Source organism: Simiduia sp. (genome assembly GCF_058345725.1).
The window spans coordinates 1-15463 of the sequence record NZ_JBTUOC010000074.1; the positions used below are offsets into that span (position 1 = coordinate 1).

13 protein-coding genes are annotated in these 15463 nt (G+C 56.5%); 10 read left to right on the forward strand and 3 right to left on the reverse strand.

All coding sequences use genetic code 11. The features are described 5' to 3' along the window. The 3 genes from ACW8F6_RS15410 to fghA form a co-directional block, all read left to right on the forward strand. Positions 1-2415 (forward strand): hybrid sensor histidine kinase/response regulator (locus ACW8F6_RS15410; protein ID WP_491576768.1); only part of this gene is annotated, 2415 nt, incomplete at its 5' end. 91 nt (positions 2416-2506) lie between these two features. Then, on the forward strand, positions 2507-3616 hold the full coding sequence (locus ACW8F6_RS15415) for an S-(hydroxymethyl)glutathione dehydrogenase/class III alcohol dehydrogenase (RefSeq protein ID WP_491576769.1): 1110 nt from the start codon (positions 2507-2509) through the stop codon (positions 3614-3616). 39 nt (positions 3617-3655) lie between these two features. After that, positions 3656-4492 (forward strand): S-formylglutathione hydrolase, encoded by an 837-nt coding sequence (fghA, locus tag ACW8F6_RS15420; RefSeq protein WP_491576770.1) that lies wholly within the window; start codon positions 3656-3658, stop codon positions 4490-4492. On the opposite strand, the gene recQ is transcribed toward fghA, so the two are convergent. Next, positions 4449-6635, reverse strand: a complete 2187-nt coding sequence (recQ, locus tag ACW8F6_RS15425; RefSeq protein WP_491576771.1) for a DNA helicase RecQ — start codon at positions 6633-6635, stop codon at positions 4449-4451. The two genes, fghA and recQ, sit on opposite strands and share 44 nt — an antisense overlap. Positions 6636-7002: 367 nt before the next feature. Here recQ and ACW8F6_RS15430 point away from each other — a divergent pair, with 367 nt between their 5' ends. The 3 genes from ACW8F6_RS15430 to ACW8F6_RS15440 all read left to right on the forward strand — a co-directional run bounded on the left by ACW8F6_RS15430 (position 7003) and on the right by ACW8F6_RS15440 (position 9658). After that, complete coding sequence (locus ACW8F6_RS15430) at positions 7003-7545, forward strand: flavodoxin (RefSeq protein WP_491576772.1); 543 nt, start codon at positions 7003-7005, stop codon at positions 7543-7545. Positions 7546-7707: 162 nt separating this feature from the next. After that, positions 7708-9165: a DNA-3-methyladenine glycosylase 2 family protein gene (locus ACW8F6_RS15435; protein ID WP_491576773.1), complete on the forward strand. Its 1458-nt coding sequence runs from the start codon at positions 7708-7710 to the stop codon at positions 9163-9165. Beyond that, entirely contained in the window at positions 9158-9658 is a 501-nt protein-coding gene (locus ACW8F6_RS15440; RefSeq protein WP_491576774.1) for a methylated-DNA--[protein]-cysteine S-methyltransferase, read from the forward strand. The genes ACW8F6_RS15435 and ACW8F6_RS15440 overlap by 8 nt, the downstream gene beginning before the upstream one ends. A gap of 15 nt (positions 9659-9673) precedes the next feature. Here ACW8F6_RS15440 and cmoB read toward each other — a convergent pair whose 3' ends face one another. Both cmoB and cmoA read right to left on the reverse strand, forming a co-directional pair. After that, on the reverse strand, positions 9674-10651 hold the full coding sequence (cmoB, locus tag ACW8F6_RS15445; RefSeq protein WP_491576775.1) for a tRNA 5-methoxyuridine(34)/uridine 5-oxyacetic acid(34) synthase CmoB: 978 nt from the start codon (positions 10649-10651) through the stop codon (positions 9674-9676). Then, positions 10648-11382: a carboxy-S-adenosyl-L-methionine synthase CmoA gene (gene cmoA, locus ACW8F6_RS15450; RefSeq protein ID WP_491576776.1), complete on the reverse strand. Its 735-nt coding sequence runs from the start codon at positions 11380-11382 to the stop codon at positions 10648-10650. The genes cmoB and cmoA overlap by 4 nt, the downstream gene beginning before the upstream one ends. Before the next feature lie 78 nt (positions 11383-11460). Here cmoA and ACW8F6_RS15455 point away from each other — a divergent pair, with 78 nt between their 5' ends. The 4 genes from ACW8F6_RS15455 to ACW8F6_RS15470 all read left to right on the forward strand — a co-directional run bounded on the left by ACW8F6_RS15455 (position 11461) and on the right by ACW8F6_RS15470 (position 15447). Continuing rightward, complete coding sequence (locus ACW8F6_RS15455; RefSeq protein WP_491576777.1) at positions 11461-13140, forward strand: response regulator; 1680 nt, start codon at positions 11461-11463, stop codon at positions 13138-13140. A gap of 16 nt (positions 13141-13156) precedes the next feature. Beyond that, complete coding sequence (locus tag ACW8F6_RS15460; RefSeq protein ID WP_491576778.1) at positions 13157-13861, forward strand: sensor histidine kinase; 705 nt, start codon at positions 13157-13159, stop codon at positions 13859-13861. Between the two features lie 105 nt (positions 13862-13966). Further along, positions 13967-14773, forward strand: coding sequence for a 3-hydroxybutyrate dehydrogenase (locus tag ACW8F6_RS15465; RefSeq protein ID WP_491576779.1), 807 nt, complete (start codon positions 13967-13969; stop codon positions 14771-14773). Further along, positions 14770-15447, forward strand: a complete 678-nt coding sequence (locus ACW8F6_RS15470) for a response regulator (protein ID WP_491576780.1) — start codon at positions 14770-14772, stop codon at positions 15445-15447. Before ACW8F6_RS15465 ends, ACW8F6_RS15470 begins: the two co-directional genes overlap by 4 nt. The last annotated feature ends 16 nt before the right edge of the window (positions 15448-15463 follow it).

The window sequence follows — 15463 nt, forward strand, 5'->3', positions numbered from 1 at the left end:
TACATAGGGTTGGCGGGCTTTTCAGCCGCTGGTAAATACCCCTCTGCAGGAAATCCGCGCATGCTGGAACACCTACTGCAATTTTTTAGCAACGAGTACATGCCCCACGGCCATTGCTATCTATGGCTACCCAGTATTTTATGGGTGAATGTGGTATCCGATCTATTGATTGCGCTGTCGTACTTCTCGATTCCCGTCTTGCTGATTACGCTGATAAACAAACGTAAAGATGTAAAATTCAAGGGCATTTTTGTGTTGTTTGCCGCATTCATACTCATGTGCGGCACTACCCATTTATTTTCAATCTACACCATCTGGAACGGTACCTACGGCTGGCACGGCATCAGCAAGTTTCTTACGGCAGTGGTGTCGGTGGCCACTGTGTGGGCGCTGGTCGTCAATCGCAAAGCCATTCTAAGCATCCCCAGCACCTATCAGCTGGAGTTGGCGCTGCAAGACGCGGAAGATGCCAATATGGCAAAGCGCAACTTTTTAGCGTGTATGAGTCACGAGGTGCGTACGCCCATTAACGGCGTGATTGGTATGCTCGATTTAGCCATTCGCAACGAGCGAGATGAGGGGCAAATTAAACGACTCGTTACCGCGAAAACCAGCGCCAATGCACTGCTGGGTGTCATCAACGATATTGTCGATATCTCCAAAGTTGAGGCCGGCAAGCTCGAAGTGGAGCACGTGGCTTTTAATATTCTGGATTTGCTGGGAAATGTTGCGCAGGGATTTGCGTTTCATCGCCGGCAAAAGGACATAGAAATCGTGTTGGATGCCAGCCAAATTTCCCAGGAGATGATTTTGGGAGACCCGGGCAGAATTCGACAGGTGCTGAACAACTTGTTGAGCAATGCCGTGAAATTCACATCCAAGGGTTTGGTTAAACTAACCGCCAGCGTTGAGCTGCTCGATACGGAGCAGGCGGAACTGCGTTGCCAAGTATTGGATACCGGTATTGGTATCGACGAGGATCAACTGAGTTCACTATTCACGCCCTTCGTCCAGGCCGATTCTTCCACAACCCGCAAATACGGCGGTACCGGCCTGGGCTTAGCTATCTGTCGCCAATTGTGTCGGTTGATGGGCGGCGACGTGAAGGTGGAAAGCCAGGTGGGGCAGGGCTCTGTTTTCAGTTTTGCAATACCCGTGGGGTGCGGTCCCAAACTGGCCAATAACTTGGAACGTTCGGGGCTGTATGCCGGAAATTTCTCCGATACCAACGTGCTGTGGGTCGATCAAAACTCCGAGACTCAAGCCATTGTGCACGCCTATTTACGCAAGGTTAAATACAATGTGATTCGGTGTGAGCAGGTACAGGCATTGGCGGCCTTGGATCGCAGCGTGACAACCAACGTGGATGTGTTGTTGCTCGACGGTGTCACCGCACGGTCGGCACCCTATGACCTACTGGCCAATTTTGTGCAATCGCACCCCACGTTAAAAAGCCTGTGGGTGTTGGACTATGACACAGATGCGCGCTTTACCGACGAGCGGTTGCCCATTACCGGTTACATTGCCAAGCCCGTAATTCCTCGGGAGTTGCTGGAAGCCTTAAATCCCAGCCGCAGTGTGGTTAGCGCATCGGGCAGCGAGCTCAAGGGCATACTGCCAATGCGAGTATTGGTGGTGGAAGATAACGATATTAATCGCGCGGTAGTAGAGGGCATTTTAGAAAATATTGTTGAGTACCAGGTTTTTGCGGAGAACGGCGAGATCGCACTTGAGGTGCTAAAGAGTGTTCAAGTGGATATGGTGTTGATGGATTGCCAGATGCCGGTGATGGACGGTTATGAAGCGACCCGCGCGATTCGCAATGGCTTGGCGGGGGATGTGAATCGCAATATTCCCATCGTGGCAATGACGGCTAATGCGATGGATGGCGATCGAGAGCGATGCTTGGCAACGGGTATGGACGACTATATCGCCAAGCCCATTGTCGTTGCGAAAATGGAGCAGGCGATTTTAGAGATTGCACGAAAATTGGGTTGTATCCATCAACAAAAGGAAACGGCACAAGCGCAAAAAAGTGAGCTTAAACCGCTGCGGTATCCCGCTAATTTACGCTATTTGGATGTCGACGATCTACCGGCGTCTGGCAAGAAAAATCCTGCGCGTATGCTGGCTATGTTCCAATCTTTTATCGTGAACAATCGCAATTTTCTAGAATCATTGGAAGCGGCAATTAACACTGAAGATCTGGAAACACTCGGTGCTCTAGTGCATAACATGAAGGGAATCAGTGGTAGTTTAGCAATGCGTCCGCTCTATGAGCGCGTGGTTAAAATGAATGTGGGTGTGCGCATGGGCCGGGAAGTTGACCAGGTGCATTTTGTGGCTTTGGCAGAGGTATTCGAGGCTACTTTGGCAGAGGTGGAATCCATTGTGGCGTTGAACGTATCTGATTAATACCTCGCTTATACTTTATTTTGGTCAGTGAAGCCGCTAGGGTAGGCCATTGTGCAGGTTATCCAATAACAAGATTAAGCGGAACACAGCTATGAAAACACAAGCCGCCGTGGCCTTTGCTGCCGGTAAGCCGTTGGAAATACACGATGTAGACCTTCAGGGGCCGCAAGCCGGGGAGGTATTGGTTGAAATAAAGGCCACCGGCGTGTGCCATACGGACGCTTTCACCTTGTCCGGTGATGACCCCGAAGGCGCTTTCCCCGCGATTCTCGGGCACGAGGGCGCGGGCGTTGTGGTGGAAGTAGGTGTTGGTGTAAAAAGCTTGAAACCCGGCGACCACGTTATTCCCCTGTACACGCCGGAGTGCCGCGAGTGCGATTACTGTCTGCACCCCAAAACAAATTTATGCCAAGCAATTCGCACTACCCAAGGCCGGGGTGTGATGCCCGATGGCACCAGCCGATTTTCCCTAGATGGCACGCCCATTTTACATTACATGGGCTGTTCTACCTTTTCGAACTACACGGTGTTACCGGAAATTGCACTGGCAAAAATTCGCTCCGACGCGCCATTTGATAAAGTCTGTTATATCGGTTGCGGGGTCACCACCGGTATTGGTGCGGTGGCCTTTACCATGAAGGTTGAGGCCGGCTCAACGGTGGCGGTTTTTGGCTTAGGTGGCATAGGCCTTAACGTTATACAGGGTGCAAAAATGGTGGGCGCCACGCGCATTATTGGCGTGGATACCAATCCCGCCAAAGCCGATTTGGCGCGCCAATTTGGCATGACAGATTTTGTAAACCCCAAGGACCACGAGAACCTGGTAGATGCCATTGTGCAAATGACAGGTGGCGGTGTGGACTACAGTTTTGAGTGCATCGGTAACGTGAAAGTCATGCGCGATGCGCTAGAATGTGCCCACAAAGGCTGGGGCCAAAGCTGCATAATTGGCGTGGCAGGTGCGGGGCAGGAGATATCCACGCGCCCGTTTCAGTTGGTCACTGGACGCAGCTGGCGCGGTTCGGCCTTTGGCGGCGCGCGCGGGCGTACCGATGTACCGTGCATCGTGGATTGGTATATGGATGGGAAAATTAATATCGATGATTTGATTACCCATACCATGCCGTTGCGCGATATTAACAAGGCCTTTGACCTGATGCATCGCGGCGAAAGTATCCGCTCGGTGGTACTTTTTGAATGAGAATTGTCACGCAGTGTTTATTGGATCGAGAGGTGGCGTATGGAGAAAATTACTGAAACCTTGTGCTTCGGCGGTCGGCAATTACGCTTTGCTCACGAGGCCACGGCCTTGCCCTGTCGAATGCACTTTTCTGTGTTTCTTCCCCCAGCGGCCAAAACTGGGCCGGTACCAGTGGTGTATTGGCTATCGGGCTTAACGTGCACCGACGAAAACTTTGTCACCAAGGCCGGTGCACAGCGGGTTGCCGCCGAACTCGGGTTAGCATTGGTGGTACCCGATACCAGCCCGCGCGGCGACGGCGTGCCAGACGATCCCTCGGCCGCTTACGATCTGGGCCTGGGGGCGGGTTTTTATGTCAACGCCACGCAGGCGCCCTGGTCCGAACACTACCGCATGTACGATTATGTGGTGCAGGAATTACCGGCGCTGCTGGCCGCCAATCTGCCCGACATTGATACGGCGCGCGCTGCAATCATGGGGCACTCTATGGGCGGTCACGGGGCCTTAATGATTGCGTTGCGCAATCCCGATAGCTACGCGTCTGCGTCCGCGTTTGCGCCTATCTGTGCGCCCAGCCAGTGTCCTTGGGGTATTAAGGCGTTCACGCATTATTTAGGGGCCGACCAAAGCCTTTGGCAGGCCTACGATACCTGCGCCCTGATTGCCGAGTCGGACAGTGCCATTCCCATGCGTGTCGATCAGGGATTGGACGATCAGTTTTTGTCCACTCAGCTCATGCCGGAAAAATTGGTGGCTGCGCTACCGCCGGGCTATCCGCTAACGCTGCACAAGCATGCGGGTTACGACCACAGCTATTTTTTTATTGCGAGCTTTATTGAACAACACCTGCGTTTTCACCAGCTGTATTTGCACTAGCATCGGCCGATTCCGCGAACATGGCCACCCGCACGCACTTTAGCAGCCCGTAGGGGAACTCGCCGCCTAGCGCTTCAAACACGGGCTTAAACCGGAAGCCCTGTTCGCCGCCGTCGTACAACAGAATTTCGTCTTGGATGCGCGCCAGCGTCTGGCGATCGAGATCGATGGCATCGGCAAAGCGAATGCGTTTGTCTTGCAACAAGTTGGCCACGTGGGTGTAGACAGTTTCAAGGGCCAGCGCGCGGTGTGCGGCAATTTGTTCAACGGTCATCTGGGCTTGCAGTAGCGACAGGGTAGTATCCAGGGTGGCGCTGTTATTGTCGCTGGGCGTTGGCGCACCGTGCTCGGCAATTACTGTGAGGAAAGGATCGCCGAAGCGGGCCAGTTTTGATTGCCCCACACCACTGATCGCCAACATGGCCTGCTCGGTGGTGGGGCGGTAGCGCACCAGTTCCATAAGCGTGGCGTCGTGAAAAATTACATAGGGCGGCACCCCGTGTTCCTCGGCCAATTGTTTGCGACAGGCGCGCAGGGCATCCCACAGGGCTTGGTCGGCGGCGGCAATTTGCTGGCTGTGTTTGGATTTCCCGGTGCGAACCTCTTTGACATCGCGGCGCAGCTGAATACTTTCTTCACCCTTTAGCAGGCCGCGGCATTGTTCACTTAAGCGCAGTCCGCCAAAACCTTCTGTGTCGACCTCCAGGTACCCGCGCGCCACCAATTGGCGAAACACAGAACGCCATTGATTGGCGTCCAAGTCTTTACCAATGCCGTAGGTACTCAGGGTGTGGTGGTTAAACTGGCGAATTTTCTCGATGTCTTTGCCGAGCAGAATGTCCACCAAGTGAGATACGCCAAAGCGTTGGCCCGAGCGGTAGACACAGGACAGCGCCTTGCGGGCGGCCTCTGTACCATCCCAGGTGTCCACCGGACTCAGGCAGGTATCGCAGTTGCCACAGGCGGGGTGGTCGGATTCGCCAAAGTAGCGCAGTAGCGTTTGGCGACGACAACTGGTGATTTCGCACAGGCCCAGCATGGCGTCCAGTTTCTGGCGTTCGGCCTGCTTATGCGCCGCCGACCCGTCCGACTGGCTCATCATTTGGCTCAGTAAAATGACATCTTGATAGCCGTAGGCCATCCAGGCAGTGGCCGGCGCGCCGTCGCGTCCCGCGCGGCCAGTTTCCTGGTAGTAGGCTTCGATACTCTTGGGTAAATCCAGGTGGGCCACAAAGCGCACATCGGGCTTGTCGATGCCCATGCCGAAGGCCACAGTGGCCACCATGATGATGTTGTCCTCGCGCAGGAAGCGCTGTTGATTGTGTGCTCGCGTTTCGGCCGGTAGACCCGCGTGATAGGGCAGGGCCGTCATGCCCTCTTGCGCGAGCTCCTGTGCGAGAAAGGCGGCGACCTCTTCAGTTTTCTTGCGCGAGAGGCAATACACAATGCCGCAATCGCCTGCGTGTTCCTCTCGGATGAAGGTGAGCAGCTGTTTGCGCGGGTTGCTCTTGGGTGTTATCCGATACTGGATGTTGGGGCGATCAAAACCCACGATAAACTGACGGGCCTCAGTGAGGTGCAGGCGCTGCGCGATTTCGGCGCGGGTGCGCGCATCGGCGGTGGCGGTCAGCGCAATGCGCGGGACGTCGGGAAATTCTTCGGCCAGCAAGCCCAATTGCAAGTAGTCGACCCTGAAGTCGTGGCCCCACTGCGACACGCAGTGGGCTTCGTCTATGGCAAATAGCGCCAGCGGTGCCTGTCGCAACAGGTTGACGGTACGCGCCTGATTAAGCCGTTCGGGCGCGATATACAGTAGATCCAATTCGCCGGCCACCAGCAGTTGCTCGATGGCCTGTGCCTCGGCTGGAGCTAGGGTGGAGTTTAAGAAACCGGCGCGCACGCCCAGTTGTTCGAGCGCGCTGACCTGGTCTTGCATCAAGGCAATGAGCGGCGAAATCACCACGCCACAGCCGGCACGTGCAATGGCCGGAATTTGATAGCAAAGCGATTTGCCGCCGCCCGTGGGCATGATAACCAGTGCATCCTGGCCCGCCACAAGGGCGTCAATAATGGCATCTTGGGGCGGTCGAAAGTTAGGGTAACCAAAGGTTTGGTTGAGTATCTGCAGGGGATCTTGTGTCATGGGCGCATTATACGGATTGCGGGGCCGATTACCGCAGAATCTTGCGCCGAGTGAGATTGACGCAGGAGTCAAAAATGCAGGCAGCACAAGCCTTAAATTCCCGGGCGAAATCGGTATAATGCGCGCCCGTCGGTCTGCGTAACCGGGATCGACGCTATCTGATGTACAGACGTTTGAGGTAGAGCGTGAAGTTAGCAGTACGCTGGGTGGTCAGAAACCACCGCGTGATCACCCGAGGCAAGATGGTGGCGCGCATGTCCGTTGAAGGTTACCGCAACGGCGGTTATTGGTTTTAGGCCATAACCGCCGTTGGGTGGCGATTAAAGCGAAGTTGGCGGTGTAATTCACCGCGCGAGTCGAGGTAAGTGTGGCGCAAATCGGGCTGTTTTTTGGCAGTGATGAAGGCAATACCGAGGGCGTGGCCTATCGGATACAGGCCCGCCTGGGCGCAGATCTGGTGGATGTGCACGACGTGGCCGATGTCACGGTGCTGGATTTTGAAGACTATCACCAGATCATACTGGGGATACCCACCTGGGACTTCGGTCAGATTCAGTCCGACTGGGAAGACTTCTGGGGCGATATCAGTAGCGTGGATTTTACCGGCAAGACGGTTGCATTGTTCGGTTTAGGTGATCAGTTTGGCTACGGCGACTACTTCTTAGACGCCATGGGCATGTTGCACGACGTGATTGTCGCCAACGGTGCCACGGTGGTCGGTTACTGGTCCACCGAGGGCTACGAGTTTGACGCCTCCAAGGCGCAAGTGCCGGGCGAGCCGGTGTTTGTGGGCTTGGCCATCGATCAGGATCAGCAGGAAGACTTAACCAGCGATCGATTGAATCGCTGGTGTGCTCAAATCCACAGCGAACTGGGTCTGAGCACGCCACTGACCGCGCTCGACGATTAATGTCCCCATCTCAATAATCGCACCAACCGCCCAGCCGCCCAACCGCCCGCAATGCAGGCGGTTTTTTAGGTCAGTTCCGATTCCAGCTAGCAGGGACGCCCGCGAGCCGCAATAATGCCCGGGTAGATAGGCACGCTTAGCCAAGCCCACAGGAATCGCCCCATGACCGCCAATACCCCGCTCGTCTCAGATCCGCCAACGCCGCAGTTGCTGGACGCTGCAACCTGTAGCGCGGCGCGGCTCGCGCGGGACGCCCGCTACGACGGCCTGTTTTACACCGCGGTATTGAGCACGGGTATCTACTGTCGCCCGATTTGCCCAGCCCGGGCCCCCAGGGAGGATAATGTTCGGTATTTTGCCTCGGCGGCGGCCTGTGCGCAGGCGGGCTTTCGGCCGTGCTTGCGGTGCCAGCCAGATGCCGCACCGGGCACCCGGGCAGCCAGCCCCTGGGTGGCCAGTGCGATGCCGCTCTTGGCGGCGGGGAAAAATCTGGCGCAGGCGAGCCGCGAGTTGGGCGTATCGGATCGCTATTTGCGCCAATGTTTTAACGCCGAACTCGGCGTCGCTCCGAAGCAGTATCAGCTGTACCAACGCTGCTTATTGGCCAAGCACCTATTGCACCACACGGATTGGTCAGTCACGGATATCGCCTTTGCGAGTGGTTTTGGCAGCGTGCGCCGCTTCAACGATTGCTTTAAAGCGCAATTGAAATTAACGCCGTCGAAGGTGCGCAAGCGCCCAGCGAGTGCCGCGCAACCGCCGACATTGACGCTGAAACTCGCCTACCGCCCCCCCTATAACTGGCCCTGGGTATCGGCATTTTTACAAGCGCGGGCCATTGAGGGCCTGGAGACAGCAAGCGACCAACACTACGGCCGCAGCTTAACCTTGGCGGGTAAGGCGGCCTGGTTTGTGGCGTGTCACGAGCCCGAGTTGCGGGGCTTTGTGGTTACCTTGTGGCTGGCCGACTGGCGCCAACTGCCTCAGGCGGTAGCAAAAGTGCGCAGCTTGTTGGACTTAGACAGTAATGGGCGCGCCATTGATGCCGCTGTGCAGGCGGCACTGCCAGGGGTGGCCATTCATCCGGGGCTTCGATTACCGCAATTTCCGTCGGTTTTTGAAGCGGGGGTGCGGGCAGTGCTGGGCCAACAGGTGTCCGTGAAAGCCGCGCGCCAGCTGGTGTCGCAATGTGTGCAACAACTGGGTGCGCCAATGGGTGGGGTGCACGATGGTGCACCCGGGGCTGTGCCCGGCGGTTTGCATGGTGCAGAGTCCGGCGCTATTCGCTATGTATTTCCGTCACCGGCAGTAATGGCGGCGCACGATTTAGCGTTTCTGAAAATGCCGGGTGCTCGGCGCGACACCTTGCGCCGCCTGGCAGCCTATTGTGCCGAGCAACCGACTGAGCCGGCCGCAACTTGGCTGGCCCTGAAAGGCATAGGCCCTTGGACCGTGGATTACGCCCGTATGCGCGGCGAGGCGGCCACAGATATTTGGCTGGCCGGTGATCTGGGCGTGAAACACGGCTTGGCCAAGCTGGGCGAAGTGCACGATCGCGCCTGTGCGCCCTGGCGTAGTTATTTAACCCTGCAGATGTGGAGTCAACTTGCCGATGAATAATGCAATCAACAATCACACAGCCGTCGCGCAGGCCGCCATGACTAGCCCATTGGGCAATCTGTGGGTGACCGCAAATCACAGGGGCATTACCGAGGTGGCGTTTCGCGATGGTGTGCCCAGTGGTGAGTCCTCGCCACTGGTTGAACGGGCGCTGGCGCAACTGAAGGAATATTTTGCCGGCGCCCGCCAGGAGTTTAGCTTGCCCCTGGCGGCGCAGGGCACGGCATTTCAACAGGCTGTATGGCGGGCGCTGTGCGACTTGCCCTACGGCGCTACTGCCAGCTATCAGGATATTGCCCGCCAGATAGCGAACCCCAAAGCGGTGCGGGCAGTGGGCGCGGCCAATGGGCGCAACCCCATCGCTATTATCGTGCCTTGCCACCGGGTGATTGGCGCCAACGGCACCTTAACCGGCTATGCGGGCGGTTTACCGCGCAAGCAGTGGCTACTGCAGCTGGAGGGCAGTTTGGATCAGCAACCCCTCGCGTTTTAGCGAATAGCAGCAGCGCTAGGGGGCCTCTGCGATAAATGTGGCCCGAATGGGTGCCGGGTGGCCCTCGGCGGTTTTGGTCTTGTCCACTGGGTCTAAAAATTCGTTGAGCGAGTGGTACAGCATCCAATCGGTGGTGCGCTGTTCTTCCAGACTCGTGGTATTCATTTCCACCATGCGCGGGTTGTTAAAGCCGCACTTGCGCAGCCACGATAGCAGGGTGTCGGGTGCCGGCAGAAACCAGACGTTGTTCATCTTGGCATAGCGACCCTCGGGTACCAGCACCTCTCCGAGTTTGCCGTCGATTACCAGCGTCTCCAGAACCAGCTGCCCGCCGGCACGCAGGGTTTCGCGCAACTCGCGCAGGTGATCCATGGGCGAGCGGCGATGGTAGAGCACGCCCATGGAAAAAGTGGTATCGAAGCAGCCGAGATTGGCCGGCAGTTGTTCGATGCCAATGGGCAGTACATCCACGGGTAGCTGGCCCACAAAATGCTTGAGGCTGTAAAACTGCATGACGAACCGGGGCGAGGGATCTATGCCAATCACCCGGCGCGCGCCGGCGCCGTGCATACGCCAGCAGTGGTAGCCGTTGCCGCAACCCACATCCAGGATGTGCCTGCCCGTTAAGTCATCCAGGTGGGGGGCAACCCTGTCCCACTTCCAGTCCGATCGCCACTCGGTGTTTAGGTGAAAACCAAACAGGTCATAAGGCCCTTTGCGCCAGGGGATGAGTTCGCGCAGTGTTTGCTCGATATGCCGGCGCTGGGCGTCTGACAGATCGGCGTCCAATTGCACGCCCTGGCTGAAATCTTGGTGGGTGGCACGCAGTGGGGGCAGTTTCAAATAGCTGTCGCGCCACTGGGGCAGATCGCCGTAGCGGGTTTCCGAGAGGCCGGTGGCGATATCGTCGGGCAGCCGCGCGGCCCATTGGCTGAAGCGGGCGTCGGCGGCCAGCTCGGCCAGGAGCGGGCGGTAAAAATCCAAATAATTCATGCTTTGATGGCGATCAAGGAGGCAAAGTTAAAGCACTGAAACCAGACATCGCTGCTGGCAAAGCCTGCGGCTTTGAGCCGCTTGCGGTGAGCCTCTAGCGTTTCAGGTATCAGCACGTTTTCCAAGGCAGTGCGCTTTTGCGCGATTTCCAGCTCGCTGTAGCCGTTGGTGCGTTTGAAGTTGTGGTGCAGCTCGATCATTAGATCTTGATGGGGACTGTCCGTAAAGGCCACTTTTTCCGACAGGATTAACACACCGCCCGGCAGTAAGCCATCGTAGATCTGTTTAAGAATGGCGGTGCGCTCGGCGGGTGCAATAAATTGCAGGGTAAAGTTCAGCACCACCACCGAGGCGCGCGCTATCTGTACCGCCTGTAAATCCTGGCACATCAGCGTGACGGGCACTTCGCCACTGTCCGCTTGCATCACCTGGCGGGCGCGCTCGATCATGGCTTGGGAGTTGTCCACGGCAACGATGTGGCACTGGGCAGCGCGAATGCGATGGCGCATGGCCAGGGTGGCGGCGCCCAGGGAGCAGCCCAGGTCGTAGCACACCGAGTTGGCCTGGGCGTAGCGCTCGGCCAAGTCGCCAATCATGCTGATGATGGTGGTATAGCCAGGCACAGAGCGTTTAATCATGTCCGGGAAGACATTCACCACCGTTTGGTCAAAGCGAAAGCTCGCCAATTCGGGGATGGGCGTTGCGTAGATATCGTCTTTCGGGTGGGTCATGACCGGCGCGCTCGAAAAACCGCCAATTCTAGCTATCTGGGCCCGCGCAGGCAATGAATCTGATCTAAGCTAACGCTGTTGGCCGCGGATGCAACGCAAAAGGGCAGGAGTAGAGCGCTGGTTAATTACAAATCGATTAAAGTGCTGGTGGTGGACGACTTCGACAGTTTTCGCATGACCGTCAGTCGTATGTTGCAGGAGTTTGGTTGCCGCCAGGTGGATACGGCGGTTAACGGCCAGGAAGCGCTGCGCTTGTGCGAGGACACCGACTACGACCTGATACTGTGCGACTACAACCTGGGGCGCGGGCGCAATGGCCTGCAGGTGCTAGAGGAAATGCGCCACCGGCAGCTACTGCGCCGCCATAATCTGTTTTTACTGGTGAGCGCCGAGTCCAGTCGCGATGTTGTACTGGCGGCCTCCGATTTTGATCCGGCGGGCTACCTCACCAAGCCGCTCACTGCTAAAACCCTGCGCCAGCGCCTGGATCGCGTGTTGCACCAGCGCCAGGAATTCAAATCTATTTACCGCGCCATCGAAGACAACTATCTGGATACTGCGGCGGTCTTGTGCTTGCAAAAAATTGACGACGGCAGTCGCTACGCCATTATTTGTCAAAAAATACTGGGGGTGCTGTATCTGAAAACCGGTCAGTTGGATCTGGCAGAGCAGGTGTATCGCCAGGTGCTGGAAGTGCGAGAAATGGATTGGGCACAAGTGGGCATGGCACAAGTCAAACGCGCGCAAGGTGATTTGGAAACAGCTATCGATTGGCTCAGTCAAATTGTAGTGCAGCACCCGCTCTGCATGCAGGCCTACGACGAACTAGCGGAATGCCATTTGGCTTTGGCGCACCACGAAGAGCGCCAGCAGGTATTGGAGCAGGCGGTCAACGTGTCGCCCGTGGCCCTGCTACGCCAACAAACGTTGGCCGAAGTGGCCGTGGCCAATAACGACAAGGTGACCGCGGCAAAAACCTACCGACGTGTGGTCAAACTATCGGAAAGCTCCGTGCACGACTGCGCGGAAAATCACGTGGCGTTTACCCGCGCTGCCGCTGCGGTATTTTCCGAAGATGAAGCCGTGGGGCGGGAAGTGATTCGCGACGCACTGGCAGTGTTGGACAAGGTCGACAAAAAGTTTGGTAGAGATGAGGGGCGGCAGCTGCAACTGCAGATGATCGAGTGCCAATTGCAATTGCAGCAAGGCAATCAACGCCGGGCCAATGAATTGTTTTTAAGCGCCAGCACGCGTATGGATGAAGTCGGACTGCAAGATATCGATACGGAACTCGATCGCGTACTGGCGATGCAGGCGCTGGGGCAGCGGGATAAAGCCAGCGCCAAGTTGAAGAAGTTAACAGAGGTCTTTTCACACGATCAGGTAGCGCTTCAGAAAATTGATCGGTTGCTGGACGAGCCTGTGAGCGAAGAAAGCCGCCGGCAGGTCGCGCAAATTAACAAAGAGGGGATCCGGCTTTACGAGCAGCACGCCTATTTGAAGGCCATTGAATGCTTTCAGCGGGCGCGCCGACTGTTTCCCAATCATTTGGGGGTGCAGCTGAATTTAGTGCAGGCGCTGGCAGGCCAGATGCAAACCGGCGATCAGACCGCTGAATGGATGGATACTGCGCTGGCGTGTCTCAAGTCAGTGGAAGCTGTGCTGACGGCTACCCATCCACAATTTCAGCGCTTTCGCCAGCTACAACAAATGATTCGACAGGTTGAAATTGAACGCCAACAGAAAAAATTTCGTTAACCAATAAAGGCTGTGCATGACTAATTCCGGTGATCGTCAAGATTGTGTTGCAGATTTCGCGCTGGTATTGGCCTCCAGCGTCCACGACATGAAGAATTCCTTGGGTATGTTGCTTAACACGCTCGATGAAACTATGCAGGATATGCCTGCGAAAACACCGGCACAGCAGCAGCGTTTTGCGACTTTGCAATACGAGGCTTCGCGAATTAACGGCGAGTTGATACAGTTATTGTCTTTGTATCGGATGAATCTGCAATCGATGCCAATCCACGTCCAAGAAAATTACGTCAGTGATATGTTGGGCGAACAGTTGGCGCGCAACGATATGTTATTTGTCAGCCGCAGACTCAATGTAAAATGCGAATGCGACGACGATTTGCTTTGGTATTTTGACAGTGATTTGGTAGGCGGCGTGATACACAATGTGTTGGTGAATTGCGCCCGCTACACCCGGACTCAGCTGCTTGTAAAAGCCTGGCTGGAACCGGCGGGGTTATATGTGAGCGTGGCCGATGACGGCCAGGGTTATCCCGATGTCATGTTGGCACAGCCGGGTGAGATTAGCGCCGGCGTATCATTTGAGTCGGGCAGTACTAATTTGGGGCTGTATTTTGCACAGGCGGTGGCGGGACTGCACCGGGCCAAAGACGTCAAGGGTGCGATCGCGTTGGCCAACGACGGGCCCTTGGGGGGCGGCGTATTTACGCTGTATTTGCCCTGACGCTAACGGCCTGCTGCACCTGGGTGTCCGACCAAGGTCTTACAGTCAGGATTATTGCCGCTTGTTAAGCTGGCTGTATCAAACTTTGGTACAGGTTGTTATCCCATGCAAACGTCTCCCGCTTCCCGTCAACTCGACAATCGCCGTGCGTTAATTACTGGCAGCAGCTCGGGTATTGGCCTGGCCATCGCCGAAGCACTGGCAGCCGCTGGCGCGCAGGTGGTGGTACACGGGTTGGTGAGCGACGCCGAAGGCCAGGCATTGGCCCAGCGCTTAGCCGACCAATATCGCACCCGCTGCGTATTTTTGGCGGGCGATATGACCGATGCCGACGCCATAGACCGCTTGGTGCAAGGGGCCCAGGAGGCTTTGGGCGGCCTAGACATTCTCGTTAACAACGCCGGTGTGCAGTTTACCGCCCGCACCGAAGCGTTTCCGATAGCGCGCTGGCAATCGGTGATTGATATAAACCTCACTGCCTGCTTTATCGCGATCCGCGCAGCGCTACCGGCCATGCAGCAGCAGGGATTTGGGCGCATCGTAAATATTGCTTCAGTGCACGGGCTGGTGGCTTCACAGGAAAAATCCGCCTACGTCGCGGCCAAGCACGGCTTGGTTGGGCTGACAAAAGTGGTGGCACTGGAAAATGCGGAGCTGGGCATCACCTGTAATGCCATTTGCCCGGGTTGGGTGGACACCGCCATCGTTGCCCAGCAAGTAACGGCGCGCGCCGCGCGCGACCAGGTGAGTGAGTCTGTGGCGCGCAAGGCGCTGGTTCAGGATAAACAGCCGATGCCCGCCATGACCCAAACCCAGGCCATTGGCGACTTGGTGCGCTTCCTGTGCAGCGACAGCGGCACTACACTCACCGGTGCGGCGCTGCCAATGGACGGTGGTTGGACTGCGCAATGAGCGCTATGATGGCTGTTTCTGTCGCCACGAATCAACACCAAAATTCTATGCCTCTGCTCTTGCTTGCCGATGATCATCCGCTGTTTCGGACTGCGTTAAAGCAAACCTTAATGCAATCTGCCTGGGTGGATTCCCCCGACTGCGTGGAATGTGAAAACTTGGCTGCCGTGCAAGCACAGCTAGAGGGGGGACTTGAGCCGGATCTTATTTTATTGGACTTGCATATGCCCGGTACCTTGGGCTTTGCGGGGCTCGCCAGTTTGCGCGGCTGTTATCCTGAAATTCCCGTGGCCATAGTCTCGGGTGACGACAGTTACGAGCGCGTCGTGCGCGCCGAACAATTAGGCGCCTCGGGTTTTATCTCCAAATCCTTACCGCCGGCAGAATTGGAGCTGGCCATTAGTCGGCTTTTGGCTGGCGACGTCTGGTTTGAAAAAGTGCCCTCCGACGTGTCGGCGGAAGTCGACGATGTGGCCGAGCGAATTGCCAGCCTTACGCCGCATCAGTTCCGCGTTTTTTCGCTCATTTGCGAGGGGCGACTCAATAAGCAAATAGCCTATGAAATGGCCATTGCCGAGCCCACCGTTAAATCCCATGTGACGGCAATTATGCGTAAATTGGGTGTACGTAAACGCACGGAAGTGATTTTGCTGGCGCAAAAGCTCGCCAGTTAGCAGTGCTCGGACAGCT